This is a genomic window from Acidovorax sp. sic0104 (genome assembly GCF_019219095.1).
Classification (GTDB): domain Bacteria; phylum Pseudomonadota; class Gammaproteobacteria; order Burkholderiales; family Burkholderiaceae_C; genus Acidovorax.
In genome coordinates this window covers 207,922-227,619 of sequence record NZ_JAHUWH010000005.1, presented here as the reverse complement: position 1 = coordinate 227,619, position 19,698 = coordinate 207,922, and the positions used below count along the sequence as shown (strand labels likewise).

11 protein-coding genes are annotated in these 19,698 nt (G+C 69.1%); 7 read left to right on the top strand and 4 right to left on the bottom strand.

Features of this window, described 5'->3' with window-relative positions; all coding sequences use genetic code 11:
* Positions 1-21: 21 nt before the first annotated feature.
* From KW835_RS10780 to KW835_RS10765, 4 genes are read right to left on the bottom strand one after another with little or no spacing between them, the layout of a single operon-like run.
* Positions 22-651, bottom strand: coding sequence for a response regulator transcription factor (locus tag KW835_RS10780; protein WP_218382366.1), 630 nt, complete (start codon positions 649-651; stop codon positions 22-24).
* Entirely contained in the window at positions 651-2,699 is a 2,049-nt protein-coding gene (locus tag KW835_RS10775; RefSeq protein ID WP_339385535.1) for a PAS domain S-box protein, read from the bottom strand. Before KW835_RS10775 ends, KW835_RS10780 begins: the two co-directional genes overlap by 1 nt.
* Positions 2,696-3,511: a carbon-nitrogen hydrolase family protein gene (locus KW835_RS10770; RefSeq protein WP_218382462.1), complete on the bottom strand. Its 816-nt coding sequence runs from the start codon at positions 3,509-3,511 to the stop codon at positions 2,696-2,698. The genes KW835_RS10775 and KW835_RS10770 overlap by 4 nt, the downstream gene beginning before the upstream one ends.
* The gene (locus tag KW835_RS10765) at positions 3,511-7,698 is read right to left on the bottom strand and encodes a YhdP family protein (protein WP_218382365.1); all 4,188 of its coding nucleotides are present in this window, start codon (positions 7,696-7,698) and stop codon (positions 3,511-3,513) included. The genes KW835_RS10770 and KW835_RS10765 overlap by 1 nt, the downstream gene beginning before the upstream one ends.
* Before the next feature lie 98 nt (positions 7,699-7,796).
* On the opposite strand from KW835_RS10765, the gene glnE reads away from it, so the two are divergent.
* The 7 genes from glnE to KW835_RS10730 all read left to right on the top strand — a co-directional run bounded on the left by glnE (position 7,797) and on the right by KW835_RS10730 (position 19,563).
* Complete coding sequence (gene glnE / locus KW835_RS10760; protein ID WP_218382461.1) at positions 7,797-10,556, top strand: bifunctional [glutamate--ammonia ligase]-adenylyl-L-tyrosine phosphorylase/[glutamate--ammonia-ligase] adenylyltransferase; 2,760 nt, start codon at positions 7,797-7,799, stop codon at positions 10,554-10,556.
* A 137-nt stretch (positions 10,557-10,693) separates the two neighbouring features.
* Positions 10,694-11,437: a TetR/AcrR family transcriptional regulator gene (locus KW835_RS10755; RefSeq protein ID WP_218382364.1), complete on the top strand. Its 744-nt coding sequence runs from the start codon at positions 10,694-10,696 to the stop codon at positions 11,435-11,437.
* Positions 11,434-12,822, top strand: coding sequence for an efflux transporter outer membrane subunit (locus KW835_RS10750; protein WP_218382363.1), 1,389 nt, complete (start codon positions 11,434-11,436; stop codon positions 12,820-12,822). The genes KW835_RS10755 and KW835_RS10750 overlap by 4 nt, the downstream gene beginning before the upstream one ends.
* Before the next feature lie 165 nt (positions 12,823-12,987).
* On the top strand, positions 12,988-14,223 hold the full coding sequence (locus tag KW835_RS10745) for an efflux RND transporter periplasmic adaptor subunit (RefSeq protein WP_218382362.1): 1,236 nt from the start codon (positions 12,988-12,990) through the stop codon (positions 14,221-14,223).
* 12 nt (positions 14,224-14,235) lie between these two features.
* Positions 14,236-17,349, top strand: a complete 3,114-nt coding sequence (locus tag KW835_RS10740) for an efflux RND transporter permease subunit (RefSeq protein WP_218382361.1) — start codon at positions 14,236-14,238, stop codon at positions 17,347-17,349.
* A 108-nt stretch (positions 17,350-17,457) separates the two neighbouring features.
* Positions 17,458-18,663 carry an HD-GYP domain-containing protein gene (locus KW835_RS10735; protein WP_218382360.1) on the top strand — a complete coding sequence of 402 codons (1,206 nt, stop codon included), beginning with the start codon at positions 17,458-17,460 and terminating at the stop codon, positions 18,661-18,663.
* Between the two features lie 297 nt (positions 18,664-18,960).
* Complete coding sequence (locus KW835_RS10730; protein ID WP_255593453.1) at positions 18,961-19,563, top strand: glutathione peroxidase; 603 nt, start codon at positions 18,961-18,963, stop codon at positions 19,561-19,563.
* Positions 19,564-19,698: the final 135 nt, after the last annotated feature.

Sequence of the window (19,698 nt, the reverse complement as noted above, 5' to 3'; positions counted from 1 at the left end):
CGTGGCGTAGGGTCGGTGGCCCTACTTGCCCACGCGCAGAAGGTTGGCCAGCTCCACGGCCGACTTGACCTGCATCTTGTCGAACACGCGCGAGCGGTGGACTTCCACCGTGCGCACACTGATGTCCAACTGGTCGGCGATCAGCTTGTTCGGCAGGCCCGCCACCACCAGGTCCATCACATCCCGCTCGCGCTCTGTCAGGTCGGCCAGGCGCACCTGCAGGTCGCTGCGCTCGCGCAACTGGGCCAGGCGCGCGGCGGACTGTGCCAGCGCCTGCTCAATGCGGTCCACGAGCGCGTTGTCCGAAAAAGGCTTCTCGCAGAAGTCGAAAGCGCCGCGCTTGACCGTGTCCACGGCGGTGGGTACATCGGCATGGCCCGTGAGGAAGATCACCGGCATGGTGGCCAGGTCGCCCCGCACCGCCAGCAGGTCGAACAGCGCCAGCCCGCTCATGCCGGGCATGCGCACATCCAGGAGCAGGCAGCAGGGCTGGCGTTGCGCAGGGCGGCTCTTGAGCATGGCGTCGAAGGCCTCGGCACTGTCGAACGACTCGCTGGGCAGCCGGCGCGATCGCAGCAGCCAGGCCAGGGCCTCGCGCACGCTGGCGTCGTCGTCCACGATGTACACGGTGGCGTTGGTGATGGGTTCCATCAGGAATGGGGCGCGGGTTGGAAGATGGGGAGCGTGAAGGTGAATACCGTACCACGCGGCTCATGCGGGGCGAAGCCAAGGAAACCTCCGTGCTGCTCGATGACCGTGCGGCACAGCGACAGCCCCAGGCCCATGCCTTCGGCCCGGGTTGTGAAGAACGGGGTGAACAGGCGCGCTGCGACGTCGGGCGCGATGCCGGTGCCCACATCGGTCACCGCGAATTCGATCCAGCCGCTGTGCTGGTTGGAGGCCGCACGGCGCACGCGTATGTCCAGCACGCGGTAGGGTATCTCGGGGTCGTCCATGGCCTGCATGGCATTGCGGGCCAGGTTGAGCAGCACCTGCTCGACCATGGTGCGGTCGCACAGCAGCAGGGGCAGGCCGGGCTCCACCGACGTGTTCACACGCACGCCCAGCTTGCGGGCCTGAAGGATCGCCAGTGGCAGGATGGCATCGAGCAGTTGCTGGGCCGACACGGCCTCGCGCGCCTGGTCGCGGCGGCGCACGAAGTCGTGCACGCTCTTGATCACCTTGCCAGCCCGCTCGGCCTGGCGGGCGATCTGTTGCATCGCCATGCGAACGTCCTGCAGGTTTTCGGGCGCCGGCATGCCGCCCGCAGTCTCGGCGGGCGCTTCCAGCAGGTTCATGGAGCCCGTGGCATAGCTTGAGATGGCGGCCAGCGGCTGGTTGAGCTCGTGGCTCAGCAGCGAGGCCATCTCACCCACGGTGGCCAGGCGGGCCGTGGCCTGAAGGCGCTCCTGCGAGGCGCGCGAGAGCTCTTCGACGCGCCGCTGCTCGCTGATGTCGAGGAACGCGCTCATCCACCCGGTGTGCTGGCCCTGGGCGTTGATCAGCGGGGCCTCGATGATCAGCACCGGGAACCGTGTGCCGTCCTTGCGCATGAACACCGACTCGAACCCCTCGCGCGGCGGCACGTGGTGGCCCGACAGTCGGATGGCCTGGCGCTGGCGGTACTCGTCCACCAGCTCGGGCGGCCAGTAAGGCGCCGATGCGCTCTGGCCCAGCAGCTCCTGCGCGGTGAAGCCCACCATGGAACAGAACGCGGGGTTCACGTACGTGATGCGGCCCTCCAGGTCCCGCGCGCGCAGCCCTGTGACCAGAGAGTCCTCCATGGCCTTGCGAAAGGCCAGCGCATCGGCCAGGTCGCGCTCGGCGCGCAGGCGCCTGCGGTTGTCGCGCACCAGCACCACCATCACCGTGACCAGCGCGATGGACATGGCCGTGACCAGCGCCGTGAGCACGTTGGGGAACAGGCTGGGCGCGCTGTGCCAGGTGTCCATGCGCAGCACGAGGGTGGTGCCCGGCAGGTCCAGCAGATGCTGGGCGGTGAACATGCGTGAGCCACGGCGCGCTGCGCCGAGCACCGCCAGGCGCGTGCCGTCGGCTTCGGTGAACGAGGCCTCCTGGCTGCGCGTGAGGTTGTGCGCCACCAGGTTGATCAGCACGTCCTGCAGTGAGTACGTGGCCACGAGAAAACCTGCTTGCCGACCGCCGGAGGTCAGGGGCAGGCACAGCTCCATCATCTCCGAGCCCAGGCCGTCGCCGTGGGGCTGGAAGTAGCTGCTGGAGTAGGACGGGCTGCTCAGCCGGCGCGCATTGGTACAGGCGATGGCAGCGTCGGACTGGTGGCCCTCGCGGATGCGTGCATCCCAGGCCACGGGCCGGTAGGGCGACTGCGCATGGGTGCGCATCCGCAGGTTGGCGTCCCGCCATTCGATGCGCACCAGCTCGCGGCGGCTGCGCAGCAGTTCGGCAGCGTCCACCTCCCAGGCGAGCTGGCCGGGGTCGCCCGCGTGCAGCGCCTGCAGACTTTGCAGGTTGCGCGTGAGCGCCACGCGGATGTCCGACACCGCATCGGCCGTGTCACGTTCCAACCGCGTCTGCACCTGGCTCGCCTCATAGCGCCCCGCCAGCCACACCATCGTGGCCAGCATGGAGATCACCAGCAGCACCAGCAGCGTCCAGAGCGACCAGCGCCGCCAGGCGCCCCGCCAGCGCCGCAACAGGGTGCGTGGCCCCAGCTTCACAGGACGCGGTGCGACAGGGAGGGCAGCTGCAGCCGCACGCTGCGCAGGCGCTCCGGGTCCAGCGTGCCCTGCACCACGCCCGCGCCCTGGTCCTGCTCGGCCAGCACCGTGCCCCAGGGGTCCACCAGCATGCTGTGGCCCCAGGTGTGGCGGCCGTTCTCGTGCACGCCGCCTTGGGCGGGGGCCAGCACATACGCGAGGTTCTCGACCGCGCGGGCGCGCAGCAGCACCTCCCAGTGCGCCTGGCCCGTGGTGTGGGTGAATGCGCTGGGCACCAGCAACAGGTCGGCCCCCGCGCTGGCGTGGGCGCGGTACAGCTCCGGAAAGCGCAGGTCGTAGCACACCGACAGCCCCACGCGCCAGCGGTGGCCGCTGCGCGAGGGCAGGTCGAACTGCACGGGCGTGCTGCCGGCCTCGATCACACGGCCTTCGTGGTACTGCTCGAGCCCGTTGTCGAAGGTGAACAGGTGGATCTTGTCGTAGCGTGCCACAGAGGCGCCGCTGGGGTCGAACACCAGCGTCGTGTTGCGCACGCGCTCAGGCGTGGCGGTCTGCAGCGGCAAGGTGCCACCCACCACCCACATGCCGAGCTCGCGGGCGGCGGTGGCCAGAAAGCGCTGGATCAGGCCCTCGCCGGCCGTTTCGCCCAGGGCCAGCTTGTCGGTGTCCTTGTGGCCCATCACGCAAAAATATTCGGGCAGCACGGCCAGCTCGGCGCCGCCCTCGGCGGCCTGCTCCAGCAGGCTGCGCGCGGTGGCCAGGTTGTCGTCCAGACGGGTGCCGGACACCATCTGCAGGGCTGCAACTTTCATCATGACGATTCTCCAGTCTTTGCGGGGGGGCTGCCGCTGCGCTGCGGTGCCTCGGTGCCCGGCACGGCTTCGCGCGCGCGGCGGGGCACGCGCACCACGCGGGGATCGGACCAGGTGCCGTCGATGCGGAATTCTTGCGTGGCGGCCTCGATGAGGGGGCCGCGCAGGAACACCTGGGCCAGGAAGCTTCCGAGGCCGATCACGGGGTTGATGGCCGTGGCCACCAGCGATGCGGTCATGGCGTTGATCTCGGGCACCACCACCACGCGCAGGTCCTGCGTCTCGTGGTCGATGTTGGCGCTGCCTTCCATCAGCACGGCGGCATTCACGCCCTTCATCTGCAGGTTGTTGGTGGTGGCCACGCCCTGCTCGATGCGCACGTCGCCGCGCACGAAGTCGAAGGCGAAGCCCTCGCTGAACACATCGCGGAAGTCGAGCGTCAGGCGCCGGGGAAGCGATTGCAGGCTCAGCACGCTCAGCAGCTTGGCCAGCCCCGGGTCGGCCTTGAGGAACTGGCCGGTCTCGATGTTCACGTTGATCAGGCCCGTCATCGAGCGGTAGTCCGGGCTGAAAGGCGCACCCACCCAGGCCACCTGCCCTTCCATGCGCCCCTTGCCGCGCCGGATCACGCCGGGCATGCCCATGCGTCCCAGCAGGTCCCCGGAGTCGCGGATGTCGAGCTTGAAGTTGAGCACGGTGCGCCGCTCCGGATTGCGCGGGCCCGCGCCTGCGGCGTTGAGCACCGCCCAATTGCCGTTGGCTGTGAGGTTGGCCTCGGGCGCGGTGATGTTGAATTTGGAGAGGCGCCACTCGCGCTGCGAGCCGTCGCCGCCGCGGTTCTGCGCCTCGATCTCCACGCGGCCGAGCCGCTTGCCGCGCAGGTCGAAGTCGTCCACCACGATGTCGAGGGCCGGCAGGGCACCGGGCTGCTCGTCCAGTAGCGATTCGACCTGGTTCACGTCGCTTTGGGGCATGTTCACCCGCGACAGCCGCGCGAACAGGCGTCCGTTGGGGTGGTCTTGCGAGCCAGGCTGGCGGTACTCCAGGTAGCCGTTGAGTTCGGTGGCATCCAGGTTGGCGCGCCAGGTGGTGCCGTCGCGCAGCGCCCCGGCCACGATGTTGTGCAGCGTGCGGCCTTGCAGGGTGAGCTCGCGGGCACGCAGGGCCAGCGTAGTGGGCAGGTAGTCCTGCGCATGGCTGCCGGCGCCGCTGGTGGCTGCTGGCGCGCGCGCCGACAGCTCCGTGGCGGATGCGGTGGAGGTCGCCTGGGCCAGCACATCCTCCCAGGCGTCCACATCCAGCTTGCCCTGGTTGATGTTGGCCACGACGCCCTGCGCCGGCATGGGCGAGGACTCTCCGCCCGACAGGCCGATGCCGATGGTGCCGCGCAGCACCCGGGCCTGGGGCCCGCTGATGTCGCGCACGTATTGCGCCGAGCCCAACGCGCCCAGGTCCACCGTGATCTGGTCGCGCAGGGGCGGGGCTTCCGCGCCGTTGGTGCTGCCGCCGCCATGGCCCAGGGCGGCGTGCGTCAGGCCTGCCAGCGATTCCCGCGTCACCTGGTTCTCAAAGCGCAGTGGCAGGCTGGCCTCCGCAGCCTTGCCCAGCGGCGGCGGCAGTGCCAATGCCAGCCCTTGCAGACTGGTCGTGACCTGCACCTCAGGCACGCCCCGGCGGAACGACAGCGCCACCGTGTACGGCGCGCTGCCCGTGGCCCGCCGGGCCAGTTGCGAGAGCATGCCCAGCTGCGGCGCCTGCTGCAGCCCCTCGGCCGTGGCCGTGCCCTGCGCACGCAACTGCACCGCCGACTCGGTGGCGGGTGCGTTGGCGGGCAGCGCCCGCATGCCGCCTTCGAGCTTGACGCTGCCGCCCAGCGCAGTGGCCTGCACGCCCTGCAATGAAAACCCCGCTTCGGTGAACTGCACCGTGCCGCGCGCGCGGCTCAGGGCCGGCGTGTCGGGCGTGATGCGTACATCGTTACCCGCCAGCGTGACGCTGCCCTGTACCTTGGACTTGTTGATGTCGCTGATGGGCAGCGACAGGCGCAGCTGCAGGTCTGCATTGCCGGTGCCGCTGGCCTGGTCGAGCGCGTTGCCGGTCATGCGGCCCAGGGGCGAGGTGGCCATCAGCGCCAGCATTTCGGGCAAGGGGCCGCGCGCGTCGGCGCTCACGGCGACCACGGTGTGGGCCAGGTCCGGGATCCTGGCGTCCACCTTCGACAGCTTCAGCCCCTGGCGTCCGGCAAAGGTGCCGGTGGCGCTGCGCACCTGCATGGACGAGCGCTCGAAGATCAGCTCGCCCGACAGGTCGGTGAGGGCCGGCCAGGGCAGGGTGCCGGCGGGCTGCAGGCTGGGCGGCACGTAGGCGTAGGTCACATCCTTGACGCGTGCCGCGATGCGGAACTCGCCCTGCTTGGGATCATTGAAGGGCAGATGGTGCAGGTCACCCTTGACGCGGAACTGCACATTGCTCGCACTGCCCGCCACGACCGCGTCGCGCACGTAGTGGCGCGACTCCGCAGGGATGGACAGCGGCAGGTAGCGGTGCACGCGCGTGCCGTCGGCGCGGTGCAGCGTGCCGCTCAGGTCCAGCACGCCCGGAAAGCGCGACTGGTGCGAGACCTTGGCCGCGTCGCTGGTGTGCCAGGTGGCGCGGGCATCTCCCTGCGCATCGGCGTTGGCGAACTGCACATCGTTGGCCTGCACGGCGATGCGACTGCCCTCGAGTTGCCAGCGCACGTCGGCGCTCAGTCGGTCCAGCGGCAGCACCGGGTCTTCGAACACCCCGGGCAGCAGGAGCGCGCCCGATGCAATGGTCAGCGCCGCCTTGCCGCCGCCCTGCGTCATGTCGATGTCCACGGTGGCACCGCGCAGGCCCATGTGCGTGGGGGCTCCGCCGCTGGTGTCGCCGGCCAGGGCCAGGCCACGGATGCGCCCGCGCACCTGGTATTGCTGCAGGCTGTCGAGCGGGCCTTTCCAGGTGGCGTTGATTTCGTCCACCAGGCCTTGCGGCGCATAGGTGCGCACGGCATCGTGCGCCGTGGGCCCCAGGGGCAGGCGGCTCGCGATCTGTGCCAGGGCCGCCAAGTCCAGGCGGTCCGCGCGGAACTCGCCCTGGGCCGGTGCCTTGGCCGTCGCGTCGGTGTAAACCAGCCGCAGGTTGCCGCCAGGCCAGGCCAGGCCATCGTCGGTCTGGAACTGCAGGGCCTGCGTGGAAAACTCGAAGCCGCCGCTGAGCCTGCGCCCGCCCAGCCGTCCCTGGATGGTGGGCAGCACCAGCGCCTGCAGCTGGGGGCCGAGGGTGGCGTTCACGTCCGCCAGTGCCAGGTCGGCCGTGCCGCCCACGATCTGCCCGCGCTGCACATCCGCCCAGGCGCGCAGTGCGCCACGGCCCTGCGCGACGTCTACGCCCACATCGGTGTAGTGGCGCAGCCGCGATGCATCCACCCGCGCGAAATGGGCATACACCTGCCCGTTCCAGTGCTTCCAGTTGCCGTCCCGTGCGCGCAGCAGCGGAGCACGGAACAAGCCGACCACCGAGAAACGGTCACCCCAGGCCTCGGGGGGGGTGGCGTCCAGGCGCATGTGGTGGTGCCAGTTGCCGTTGCGCAGCAGCAGGTCCACCTTCTCCAGAGCCAGGGGCGGGGCACCGCGCTGCTCATCGGTCCATCGCACCGTGCCGCCCTTGACGAACACCTCTCCCTGGGAAAACAGCCAGTCGGCCGCGTCGTTGTTGTCGCCTTGTTGCTGCGTAAAGTCCAGGCCCGCCACATGGATACGCCCCTGGGCATCGCGGCGCACGTCGAGTTCGGGTTCTTCGATATAGAGCTGCTCGAACCCCGCCTTGAGCAGCGAGCGCGGCGAGAGCGCCACCACCACCCGCGGCAGGCGCAGCGCGGTGCGCCCGGCCGCATCGAGCAGGGCCAGGTCCGACAGCTCGATGGAGGGGATCAGGCCCTCGGTCTTGGCGGAGATGCCGCCGATCCTGACGGGAACCCCCAGTGCCCGTGCGGCATGCGCCTCCAGCTGCGGGCGGAACTCGCCGATTCGCGGCACAATCCAGCCATGAAGTGCGCCCCACGCGATGGTCAGCAGCAGCCAGAAAGCCAACAGCAGACCCAATGACCACCGTGCGAGACCTGCCACGAATTTCAGCAGGCGGGTGGGGTGCGTGGTGGGAGCGATCATGGTGGAAATGAATGTGGCAGGAATTATGACCCGCGGCCCCTGCGCGGGTTCACTACAAACGAGTGTCCTTATGTATGTGGTCCCTTGCCATGTCTGCCATGCCGTCGTCTCCCGCTGACCCCCGCTGCCAGGCGCGCCCCGAGGGGCCGCTGGCCGGGCACTCCCGTTTTTACCAGCGCCTGCAGCGCCGCTACGCCGACGACCTGCACCTGCTGCCCCCCGGCCCCCCGGTGCTGACCACGATGCAGCAGGCCTACGAGGCACTGCGCGCGCGCGGTGCGGACACGGGCACGGCCCTGCGCGTGGTGCGCCAGCTGGTCATGGAGCGGCTGATCCAGCTCGACTGCGATGAAGCGGCGTCCCTGGCCGACGTCACCCGGGCGGTGACCGAGCTGGCCGAGCTGGCGCTTGACCGCGCCTGCCACCAGGCCCGCCAGGAACTCGATGAACGCCACGGTGCGCCGCGCGGCCCCGAGGGCCAGCCGGTGCAGCTGTGGATCATCGGCATGGGCAAGCTGGGCGCGCGCGAGCTCAATGTATCGAGCGACATCGACCTCATCTACGTGTATGAACACGATGGCGAGACTGCCGGCACGCCCGAGGGGCGCGGGCGCATATCCAACCACGAGTACTTCGCACGGGCCGTCAAGTCCATCTACAGCCTGGTGGGCGACACCACCGAACACGGCTTCGTGTTCCGCGTGGACCTGGCGCTGCGGCCCAACGGCAACTCGGGCCCGTCGGCGGTGTCGCTGCCGGCGCTGGAGGAATACCTGCAACTGCATGGCCGCGAATGGGAGCGCTTTGCCTGGCTCAAGAGTCGCGTGGTCGCTCCGCGCGACTGCATCGGGGGCTCGGAGGTGCAGGCGCTGCGCGGTGTGGTGCTGCCCTTCGTGTTCCGCCGCTACCTCGACTACAGCGTGTTCGACGCGCTGCGGTCTCTGCACCGCCAGATCCGCGACCACGCCGCCAAGCGCAGCGCCGGCCACCCCGAGCGCGCCAACGACGTCAAGCTCTCGCGCGGCGGCATCCGCGAGATCGAATTCACCGTGCAGCTCTTGCAGGTGGTGCGCGGCGGGCAGTTCCCCGAGCTGCGCCGCCGGCCTACGCTGGACGCGCTGCCGCGCATCGCGCAGGCCGGCCTCATGCCGCAGGAGACCGCCGAGGCTCTCGCGCGGGCCTATGTCTTTTTGCGCCGCGTCGAGCACCGCATCCAATACCTGGACGACCAGCAGACGCATGTGCTGCCCACGCGCGACGACGACCTGGCCTGGATCGCCTACACCCTTGGCTACCCCGACTGCTGCGCCTTCCTGCACGAACTCGACGCGCACCGCGAACTGGTGGCGCAGGAGTTCGACACCCTGCTGGGCGGCAGCGGCAAGAAACAATGCAGCGGCGGTGGTTGCGGCGGCCCCAAGGCGTCTGCACCGCCGCCCCCCGAGCTGGAAAGCCTGCTCGAGCAACTGCCCCCCGGCTTCAGGGCGCGTGTGGCCGAATGGCGCAATCACCCGCGGGTCGAAGGCCTGCGCGACGAAGCCCGCTCGCGCCTGTTCCGGCTGGTGCAGCGAACCGCGCGCTGGCTGGCCGAAGGCAAGGTGAACGAGGACGCGGCGGTGCGCCTGGTCGGCTGGCTGGAGCCGCTGCTGCGGCGCGAAAGCTATCTCGCCCTGCTGCTGGAGCGCCCGTCCGTGCACGAGCATCTGCTGCACCTTTTGGGTGCTGCCAAATGGCCGGCCCGGTACATGCTGCAGCATCCCGGCGTGATCGACGAACTCGCGGGTGATGCGCTGCTGTCCGAGCGCTTCGTGGTGGAAGATTTCGAGCGCGAACTGGCCGTGCGCCGGGCCTCGCTGCAGTCCACCGGCGAGGACGACGACGAGACGCTGCTCAACCTGCTGCGCCGGGCGCAGCATGCCGAAACCTTCCGCACCCTGGCGCGCGACGTGGAGCGGCGCATCACGGTCGAACAGGTGGCGGACGACCTCTCAGCGCTGGCCGACAGCGTGCTGCGCATCACGGCGGACTGGTGCTGGAGCCGCGTCAGGAACCGTCACCGGGAGAGCCCGCAGTTCGGCATCATCGGCTACGGCAAGCTGGGCGGCAAGGAGCTTGGTTACGGCAGCGACCTCGATATCGTCTTCGTGTTCGATGACGATGACGACCGCGCCCCGGAGGTCTATGCCGCCTTCGTGCGCAAGCTCATCAACTGGCTCACCGTGAAGACCGGCGAAGGCGACCTGTACGAGATCGACACCGCGCTGCGCCCCAACGGCAGCTCGGGCCTGCTGGTCACGAGCTTCGAGGCCTACGCCAACTACCAGCAGCGCCGCGGCAGCAACACCGCGTGGACCTGGGAACACCAGGCCATGACGCGCGCACGCTTCGTGATGGGCAGCGATGCGCTGCGCGAGCGCTTCGACGCCGTGCGCGAAGCCGTCATCACCTCCGAGCGCGACGCGGTGGCCCTGCGCGACGAGATCGTGCTCATGCGCGAGCGCGTGCGCTCGGCCCACCCTACGCGCGACGGACAGTTCGACGTCAAGCACAGCCCGGGCGGCATGGTGGACGCGGAATTCGCGGTGCAATACCTCGTGCTGTCGCAGTCGGCCGCCCATCCCGAGCTGCGCGGCAACGTGGGCAACATCGCGCTGCTGCAGCGTGCAGAGCAGGTGGGGCTGTTGCCTGCGGGCGTGGGCACAGCCGCCGCAGATGCCTACCGCGAACTGCGCCGCGTCCAGCACGTGGCGCGGCTGGACGAGGCGCCGACGCAGGTGGCGCCGCCCGCGCTGCAGGCCGAGCGCGACGCCGTGTTCGCCCTCTGGCTGGCCGTGTTCGGCGCGGGCCTGGGGATGTAGCCCTCCTGCTTGCGCTGACCTTGCCAGAGCAGCGCCGAACGGCGGTGACAAATGGTTGCATGTTGCCGCGCGGAGGCTTTGCGAAAAATTCATTAATTCAAACAACTGTTTGAATTCTGGTGGTTTAATCCGGGGCCATGAGTTTTGGTGCCCATTTCATTCCCGCAGCCCAGCGCACCGCCCGCAGCGACGGCGAAGACACGCGTGCACGCCTGCTGCGCGCGGCCCTGCAGCTGTTCTCTGAAAAAGGCTTTGCCCAGACGTCTGTGCGCGCCATCGCCGAGGCCGCGGGTACCAACGTCGCGGCCATCGCCTACCACTTTGGCGACAAGGCGCAGCTGTACACCGCCACGTTCTACGAGCCGTTCGGCAGCGGCAGCGACCTGATCCCGGTGTTCGCCGATCCGGCCCTCGGCCTGGAGGCCGCACTGCACAGCTACTTCAGCGGCTTTCTCGAGCCGCTCAAGCACGACGATTTGATCACCCAGTCTCTGCGCCTGCATGTGCGCGAGCTGCTCGACCCGACCCATGTGTGGCCCGAACTCATCGAGCGCGAATGCCGCGCGCCGCACCTGGCGCTGGTGCAGGTGTTGTGTCGCCACATGGGGGTGGCAGAGGCGGATGACGACATGCACCGGCTCGCCTTTTCGCTGGCCGGACTGATCATGCAGATGTGGACGCAGCGCGACCCCCTGCAGGCCATCGCGCCGCAACTGGCGGTGTCGGGCGCCATGGACGTTTGGGTGGAACGACTGACCGGCTATGCCCTGAGCATGGTGCACGGCGAGATCACCCGGCGGCAGGCTGGCGTACCACCGGCGCGCCGTGCCAACACCGTAAGGACTTCGAGGACTGCGAACAAGAAGGAATCCAAACCATGACAACAACACGCAAGAGCCGTTTTTTCTGGGCCGCCTGCCTGCCCCTGGCGTTGGCCGCCTGCGCCACCACGCCCCCGCCCGCCGAGGTGCCCGCGCCCCCGCCCGCCGCCTGGCAGGCGCCCCTGCCGCACCAGGGGTCGCTGGGAGACCTCGCGCAATGGTGGACGCAGCTGGGCGACCCGCTGCTGGTCGAACTGATCGACGCTGCGCAGGCCATCAGCCCCGGCGTGGCGCAGGCGCAGTCCCGCATTGCGCAGGCCCGCGCCACCCAGGTCAGCAGCCGCGCGGCGCTGCTGCCGTCGCTCGATGCCCAGGCCAATGCAAGCCGCGGCTTCAACGAGCAGTTGGCCAGCATCGCCACCACCGCGCAGGCCGGGCTGCAGGCGAGCTGGGAGATCGACGTCTTCGGCGCCAACCGCGCCACCAAGACGGCCGCCGACCAGCGGTTGGCGGGCGCCCAGGCTCTGTGGCACGAGGCGCGCGTGAGTGTGGCGGCCGAGGTCGCGCTGCAGGCCAGCAGCCTGCGCACCTGCCTCACGCAGCTGGGCGTGGCCGAGCGCGATGCGCAGTCGCGCGGCGAGACATCGCGCCTGTCCGATCTGAGCGAGCGCGCCGGCTTCACCGCCCCGGCCACCGCAGCGCTGGCCCGCGCCAGTGCGGCAGAGGCCCAGGCCCGCGCATCGCAGCAACGCATGCTGTGTGATGTGGACGTGAAGACGCTGGTGGCGCTCACCGGGTGGGAAGAGCCCGCGCTGCGCGCCCGCCTGTCCGCAGCCGCGCCGGCTGCGCCCGACGCACTGTTCAGCATCGCGGCCCTGCCCGCGCAGGTACTGGCCCAGCGTCCCGACGTCTACAACGCCGAGCGCGAAGTGGCGGCGGCCAGCGCCGAGGTAGGCAGCGCGCAGGCGCAGCGCTATCCCCGCCTGTCGCTCAGCGGCTCGGTGGGCACGGCGTGGGTGCGCACCGGCGGCGCGACGACCGACTTCAATACCTGGACCATCGGCCCTCTGGCGCTGAGCGTGCCGCTGTTTGACGGCGGCCGGCGCGGCGCGCAGGTCGATGCGGCGCAGGCCCGCTACGACGAGGCCGCGGCCCTGTACCGCGCCAAGGTGCGCCAGGCGGTCAGCGAAGTGGAGCAGGCGCTGGTGCGGCTGCAGAGCACGGCCGAGCGCAGCACCAGCGCACGCACGGCGGCCGCGGGCTACCGCACCTCCTTCGATGCGACCGAGGCGCGCTGGCGCGGCGGGCTGGCCAGCCTGGTCGAGCTGGAGGATGCGCGGCGCACGTCGCTTGCCGCCGAGAACGCGCTGGTCGCGCTGCAGCACGAGCGCCAGGCGGCCTGGATCGCGCTGTACCGCGCTGCGGGCGGCGGGTGGAGGCTGTGAAACACCCCCTGAGCTGCTGCGCAGCTTCCCCCTCTCTCGCGCTGCGCGCGGGAGAGGAACGCCACCGGTGGCCTGGCAAAGCCAGTTCCACGGTGGCACTGGTCTGTGGCAGCGCCAGTTGCCCAGGCCATGAGTGCTGAAACGATCTTTCTAGGACGGATGCAAATGCAACATTCCTCTTTCTCCTTCAAGTTCTCTCCCACCGCCTTCGCCGTGATCGCCGCCTGCGTGCTGGCCACGGGCGGCGCCCTGGTGTTCTCCGGCGCGTCGCGCGCGGCCGATGAGCCCAAGGCCGGGCAGCCGCGCCCCGCGCTCACCGTGAGCACGGCCCAGCCGCAGCGCACCTCGGTGCCCGTGCGCCTGTCGGCCAACGGCAATGTGGCCGCGTGGCAGGAGGCCAGCATCGGCGCGGAAAGCAATGGCCTTCGCCTGACCGATGTGCGCGTGAACGTGGGCGACGTGGTCAAGGCCGGCCAGGTGCTGGCCACCTTCTCGGCCGAGACGGTGCAGGCCGACGTGGCGCAGATGCGCGCAAGCCTGCTCGAAGCCCAGGCCAATGCGGCCGAGGCGGCGGCCAATGCCGATCGCGCCCGCTCGCTGCAGGCCACGGGCGCCTTGAGCCAGCAGCAGATCCAGCAGTACACCACCGCAGAGAAGACGGCGCAGGCCCGGGTGGAGGCCGCCAAGGCCACGCTGAACGCGCAGCAGCTGCGCCTGAAGTACACGCAGGTGGTGGCACCTGACAGCGGGGTTATCTCGGCCCGCACGGCCACCGTGGGTGCGGTGGTGGGCGCGGGCACCGAGCTGTTCCGCATGGTGCGCAAGGGCCGCCTCGAGTGGCGTGCCGAGGTGACCTCGACCGAGCTGCGCCGCATCGCGCCGGGCGCGAAGGTCAGCGTGACGGCCGCCAGCGGCGCCACGGCCGAAGGCACGGTGCGCATGGTCGCTCCCACGGTGGACCCGCAGACGCGCAACGCGCTGGTGTACGTCGATTTGCCGGCGAACAGCGATTTCCGCGCGGGCATGTTTGCGCGCGGCGAGTTCGCGCTGGGGCAGAGCGACGCGCTCACCGTGCCGCAGGAGGCCCTGGTCGTGCGCGACGGCTTCTCCTACGTCTTCGTGGTGGGTGCCGAGCAGCGCGTGCAGATGCGCAAGGTGCAGACCGGCCGCCGCGTGGCGGACCGGGTCGAGGTGGTGTCGGGCCTGGAGGCCAATGCCTCGGTGGCCGTGCGCGGAGCGGGCTTCCTGAACGACGGCGACCTGGTGCGCGTGGCGGCCCCTGCGGCTGCGCCTGCCGCACCCGCGGCACCAGCGCAGCCTGCGCGCACGTCCTCCGTGCGGGAATTCAAGCAAAAAACGCTGCTGGCGCTTGCTGATAAAGCGCCGGTAGCTATCAATTAAGGAGCGTTCTTCATGAATGTATCCACCTGGTCCATCAAGAACCCGATACCGGCGCTGATGCTGTTCGTGCTGCTGACGTTCGGCGGCCTGCTGTCGTTCAACGCCATGAAGGTGCAGAACTTTCCGGACATCGACCTGCCCACGATCTCCGTGACCGTGGCGCTGCCGGGCGCATCGCCTGCGCAGCTGGAGAACGACGTGGCGCGCAAGATCGAGAACAGCATCGCCACGCTGCAGGACTTGAAGCACATCTACACCAAGGTGCAGGACGGCGGCGCCACCATCACGGCCGAGTTCCGCCTGGAAAAGCCCACGCAGGAGGCGCTCGACGACGTGCGCTCCGCAGTGGCCCGCGTGCGCGGCGACCTGCCCGGCGATGTGCGCGACCCCATCGTGACCAAGATGGACCTGGCCGCGCAGCCGGTGCTGGCGTTCACCATCGCCTCCACCCGCATGGACGACGAGGCGCTGTCGTGGTTCGTGGACGATGCCGTCGCCAAGAAGCTCCTGGCCGTGCGCGGTGTGGGCGCGGTCAACCGCGTGGGCGGCGTGCAGCGCCAGGTGCATGTGGAGCTCGACCCCGTCAAGCTGCAGGCGCTCAACGCATCGGCGGCCGACGTGTCGCGCCAGCTGCGGCTGGTGCAGACCGAAAGCGCCGGCGGCCGCACCGACCTGGGCGGCAGCGAGCAGCCCGTGCGCACACTGGCCACCGTGCAGTCGGCGCAGGAGCTGGCGGGCCTTACGCTCGCGCTGTCCGATGGCCGCCATGTGCGGCTCGATCAGGTGGCCACGGTGTCCGACACCATCGCCGAGCCGCGCGCGCTGGCCATGCTCAACGGCAAACCCGTGGTGGGCTTCGAGGTGGCGCGCAGCAAGGGCGCGAGCGAGGTCGAAGTGGGCGGCGCGGTGCAGTCCGCGCTCAAGGAGCTGCGCGAGCAGCACCCCGACCTGGAAATCACCGAGGCCTTCAACTTCGTGCAGCCGGTGCAGGAGGAATATGACGGCTCCATGCACCTGCTGTACGAAGGCGCGCTGCTGGCCGTGCTGGTGGTGTGGCTCTTCCTGCGCGACTGGCGCGCGACATTCGTTTCGGCCGTGGCACTGCCGCTGTCGGTGATCCCGGCGTTCATCGGCATGCACCTTCTGGGCTTTTCGATCAACGTGATCACGCTGCTGGCGATGTCGCTGGTGGTGGGCATTCTGGTGGACGATGCCATCGTGGAGGTGGAGAACATCGTGCGCCACCTGCGCATGGGCAAGACGCCCTATCAGGCGGCCATGGAGGCGGCCGACGAGATCGGCCTGGCCGTGGTGGCCACCACGTTCACGCTGATCGCGGTGTTCCTGCCCACGGCATTCATGAGCGGCATCGCCGGTAAATTCTTCAAGCAGTTCGGCTGGACGGCGTCGCTCGCGGTGTTCGCCAGCCTGGTGGTCGCGCGGGTGCTCACGCCCATGATGGCGGCGTACATCCTCAAGCCCATCGTGGGCGAGCACAAGGACCCGCGCTGGATGACGACTTACCTGCGCTGGGCGGCCTGGTGCGTCAAGCACCGCTGGATCACCTTTCTTGCCACCGCAGCGTTCTTCATCGGCTCGCTGGCGCTGATCCCGCTGCTGCCCACGGGCTTCATCCCGCCGGACGACAACTCGCAGACCCAGGTGTACCTGGAGCTGCCGCCCGGCGCCACGCTGGCGCAGACCCGCGCCGTGTCCGAGGATGCGCGCGAGCGCATCGCCAAGGTCGAGCATGTGAAGAGCGTGTACACCACCATCGGCGGAGGCTCGGCGGGGGCCGACCCCTTCATGGGCGGTGCCGGGGCCGAGACGCGCAAGGCCACGCTCACCATCCTGCTGGCCGAGCGCGGCGACCGCCCGCGCAAGCAGGGCATCGAGAACCACATCCGCGCCGCGCTGGAAACATTGCCCGGCGTGCGCAGCAAGGTGGGCCTGGGCGGATCGGGCGAGAAGTACGTGCTGGTGCTCTCGGGCGACGATCCGCAGGCGCTGACCACGGCGGCGCTGGCGGTCGAGAAGGACCTGCGCACCATCCCGGGCCTGGGCAGCATCTCGTCCACCGCCAGTCTGGTGCGCTCGGAGATCGCCGTGCGCCCGGACTTCGCGCGCGCCGCCGACCTGGGCGTGACCAGCAGCGCCATCGCCGAGACCCTGCGCATCGCCACCGTGGGCGACTACGACGTGTCGCTGCCCAAGTTGAATCTGGCATCGCGCCAGGTGCCCATCGTGGTCAAGCTGCAGGACGACGCGCGCCAGGACCTGTCGCTGCTCGAGCGCCTGGCCGTGCCCGGCAGCAAGGGCCCGGTGATGCTCGGCCAGGTGGCCACGCTGGAGTTCAGCGGCGGCCCGGCCGTGGTGGACCGCTACGACCGCGCGCGCAACGTGAACTTCGAGATCGAGCTGTCGGGCCAGCCGCTGGGCGACGTGACCAAGGCCGTGGAGGCGCTGCCGTCCATCAAGAACCTGCCGGCCGGCGTGCGCCAGATCACCATCGGTGACGCCGAGATGATGGGCGAGCTGTTCGCCAGCTTCGGCCTGGCCATGCTCACCGGCGTGCTGTGCATCTACATCGTGCTGGTGCTGCTGTTCAAGGACTTCCTGCACCCTGTGACCATCCTGGCGGCGCTGCCGCTGTCCCTGGGCGGCGCGTTCGTAGGCCTCTTGATCGCGCAAAAGAGCTTCTCGATGCCCTCGCTCATCGGGCTGATCATGCTCATGGGCATCGCCACCAAGAACTCCATCCTGCTGGTGGAATACGCCATCCTGGCGCGGCGCGAGCACGGCATGACGCGCTTCGAGGCCCTGATCGACGCCTGCCACAAGCGGGCGCGGCCCATCATCATGACCACGCTGGCCATGGGCGCGGGCATGATGCCCATCGCCCTGGGCATCGGCGCTGCGGACGCGAGCTTTCGCTCGCCGATGGCGGTGGCGGTGATCGGCGGCCTGATCACCTCGACGCTGCTGAGCCTGCTGGTGATTCCTGCCGTATTCACGGGGGTGGACGATGTGGGCCAGTGGTTTGGACGCACATTGCGCAGGCTGCGAGGGGTGCACCCGGCACCCACTGCGCCGACCATGCCACCGACGCCGCCGGCCATGAATTGATAGCATGCGCTCACATCCGGGAGGTTTCCGTCGGCTGAAAAGCCGGTAAATCACCCGGCAGGCGAGGGGTTTGGCGGGGTGTCGGCGTTAGATAATGTAACGAGCACCATGAACCTCGTCAGCCTCAATATCGAATCGATCCAGCTCGGTCACCCGCTGCCTTTTGTGCTGCGGGGGGCTGATGGCGTCCTTCTGGCGCAAAAAGGCTACGTTATCCGCAGCCGCGAAGAGCTGGCCAAGCTGGTGGCCCGGGGCCGCCAGCTGTGCGTGGACACCGACGAGTCCGGCGGCAGCCACCGTGCCTACCTGGCGCAGCTGCAGCGCATGCTGATCGCGGACACGAACCTGGGCGAGATCGCCGCGATGAAGATGACCGCTGCCGAGGACTCGGCCGCGCGCGCCCGGGCCGGCAGGGTGCTGGCCGACTGGCCCGAGCTGCAATTGCGTGCCACCCAGCTGCTGCGGTCCCCGTCTCCGTCGGACTTCGGGGGGCGCTTTCAGTCCCTGCACGAGGAGCTGTCTCGCCACTGCGAGCAAACGCCGGACGCCACCTTGCTGGCGCTGATCTATCTGTCGGCGCAAGAGACACGCATGTACAGCGGCACCCATTCGATGCTGGTGAGCTGCGTGTGCATGGTGGTCGCGCGCGAAATGCTGCGCTGGCCCGAGTCCCGCGTGCAGCAGCTGGGCCACGCGGCGCTGAGCATGAACATCGCGATGACCGAGCTGCAGGACCAGCTCGCCCAGCAGACCCACCCGCTCACCGCCGACCAGATCTCTGCGGTGGAAAACCATGCGGCGCGCTCCGAAGCGATGCTGCGCGGCCTGGGCGTGGCCGACCCGCTCTGGCTGGAAGCCGTGCGCTGCCACCACCACCGCATTCCCGGTCCGCTGGCCAAGAAGACCGAGGCCCAGCAGATGGCCCGGCTGCTGCAGCGTGCCGATATCTTCGGCGCCCGCATGGCGCCCCGAGCGTCCCGACTGCCCATGCCGGTCACTGCCGCCATGCAGGCCAGCTACTACGACGAGGAGCACCAGGTCGACGAAGCCGGTGCAGCGCTCGTCAAGACCCTGGGTGTGTACCCTCCCGGTGCCTTCGTGCGGCTGGCCAGCCAGGAGGTGGGTGTCGTCATCCGCCGCGGCGCGACGGCCACCACGCCCAAGGTGGCCGTGGTGACCAACCGCGAAGGCATGCCCACGGGCGAGCCCATTCCGCGCGACACCGGCATGCCGCCCTGGAAGATCACCGGCGTGGTGGCTTTCAAGGACGTGCGGGTCAAGCTCCCGCTCGACCGCCTGCTGAGCCTGGGCTGACCTTCAGGGCGCGCGGCGCGCACCCCGGGCCGCAGCGCCGTCCCAATGGCGCAGGCGGCCGCGCTGCGCAGCCCATTTTTTAACGTCTCCCCCGTCCGGCCCATCGGCCGCATCCATCGCGCTGCCCGCTGCGTACCAGGGTGGTGTGTACCGCTGATCCCTTCGAGCCTGCCCCCGCACCGGACGGCGCGGTCAACACTGCGTTCATGTGTAAACCAATTGGTATAAATAAAAACTCATGTGGACAAAAAATGATGATGCGGTTAAATTGCCTTCACATTCAGCGCTGGAAGCCCTATGAATACCTTTCTCCAACGATTCGTCGCGGCCGCGGGTCTGGCACTGGCCGCCGCGTTCGGCCCCGCGGCCTCGGCCCAGGGCGCGTCGCAGCCGGGCGCCAATGCGACGGCCTGTCCGGCCACGTTGCAGCACACCTTCCTGCGGCTGCAAGACGAAAAGCCGCAATCCCTGTGCCAGTACGCGGGCAAGGTGGTGCTGGTGGTCAACACGGCGAGCTTCTGCGGCTTTACCGGCCAGTACAAGGGGCTTGAAGAGCTGTACGCGCGTTACAAGGACCGGGGGCTTGTCGTGCTGGGATTTCCCTCCAACGACTTCTCCCAGGAAACCGGCAGCAATCAGCAGATCGCCGATTTCTGTGAAAGCACCTTCGGCGTGAAATTTCCCATGTTCGCCAAGAGCAGCGTGAAAGGTGCAGACGCCTCTCCCCTGTTCCTCCAACTGGCCCGACTCTCGGGCACGGCGCCGCGCTGGAATTTCCACAAATACCTGCTGGGCCGCGACGGCAAGCTGATCGACCAGTACTCCAGCCTGACCGCCCCGGACAACAAGGGCCTGGTGCGCGCCATCGAACAGCAACTTGCTGTTGCCCCCGCACGGTGATTGCAATGTTTTCTTTACGTTTCTTTAAAAAAAACCGGTCCGAGGGCTGGAACTTCGGCAAACGGGCTCCACTCTATTCCTTGCGCAACACGATTGCGCGACGTACAGTTTTAGTGTTGCGAAGCCTTTCGGGCC

Bases quoted from the DNA above. Each gene is read 5' to 3' on its own strand.
- KW835_RS10780 (WP_218382366.1), bottom strand. From the start codon at position 651: ATGGAACCCATCACCAACGCCACCGTGTACATCGTGGACGACGACGCC.
- KW835_RS10770 (WP_218382462.1), bottom strand. From the start codon at position 3,511: ATGAAAGTTGCAGCCCTGCAGATGGTGTCCGGCACCCGTCTGGACGAC.
- KW835_RS10765 (WP_218382365.1), bottom strand. From the start codon at position 7,698: ATGATCGCTCCCACCACGCACCCCACCCGCCTGCTGAAATTCGTGGCA.
- glnE (WP_218382461.1), top strand. From the start codon at position 7,797: ATGCCGTCGTCTCCCGCTGACCCCCGCTGCCAGGCGCGCCCCGAGGGG.
- KW835_RS10755 (WP_218382364.1), top strand. From the start codon at position 10,694: ATGAGTTTTGGTGCCCATTTCATTCCCGCAGCCCAGCGCACCGCCCGC.
- KW835_RS10750 (WP_218382363.1), top strand. From the start codon at position 11,434: ATGACAACAACACGCAAGAGCCGTTTTTTCTGGGCCGCCTGCCTGCCC.
- KW835_RS10745 (WP_218382362.1), top strand. From the start codon at position 12,988: ATGCAACATTCCTCTTTCTCCTTCAAGTTCTCTCCCACCGCCTTCGCC.
- KW835_RS10740 (WP_218382361.1), top strand. From the start codon at position 14,236: ATGAATGTATCCACCTGGTCCATCAAGAACCCGATACCGGCGCTGATG.
- KW835_RS10735 (WP_218382360.1), top strand. From the start codon at position 17,458: ATGAACCTCGTCAGCCTCAATATCGAATCGATCCAGCTCGGTCACCCG.
- KW835_RS10730 (WP_255593453.1), top strand. From the start codon at position 18,961: ATGAATACCTTTCTCCAACGATTCGTCGCGGCCGCGGGTCTGGCACTG.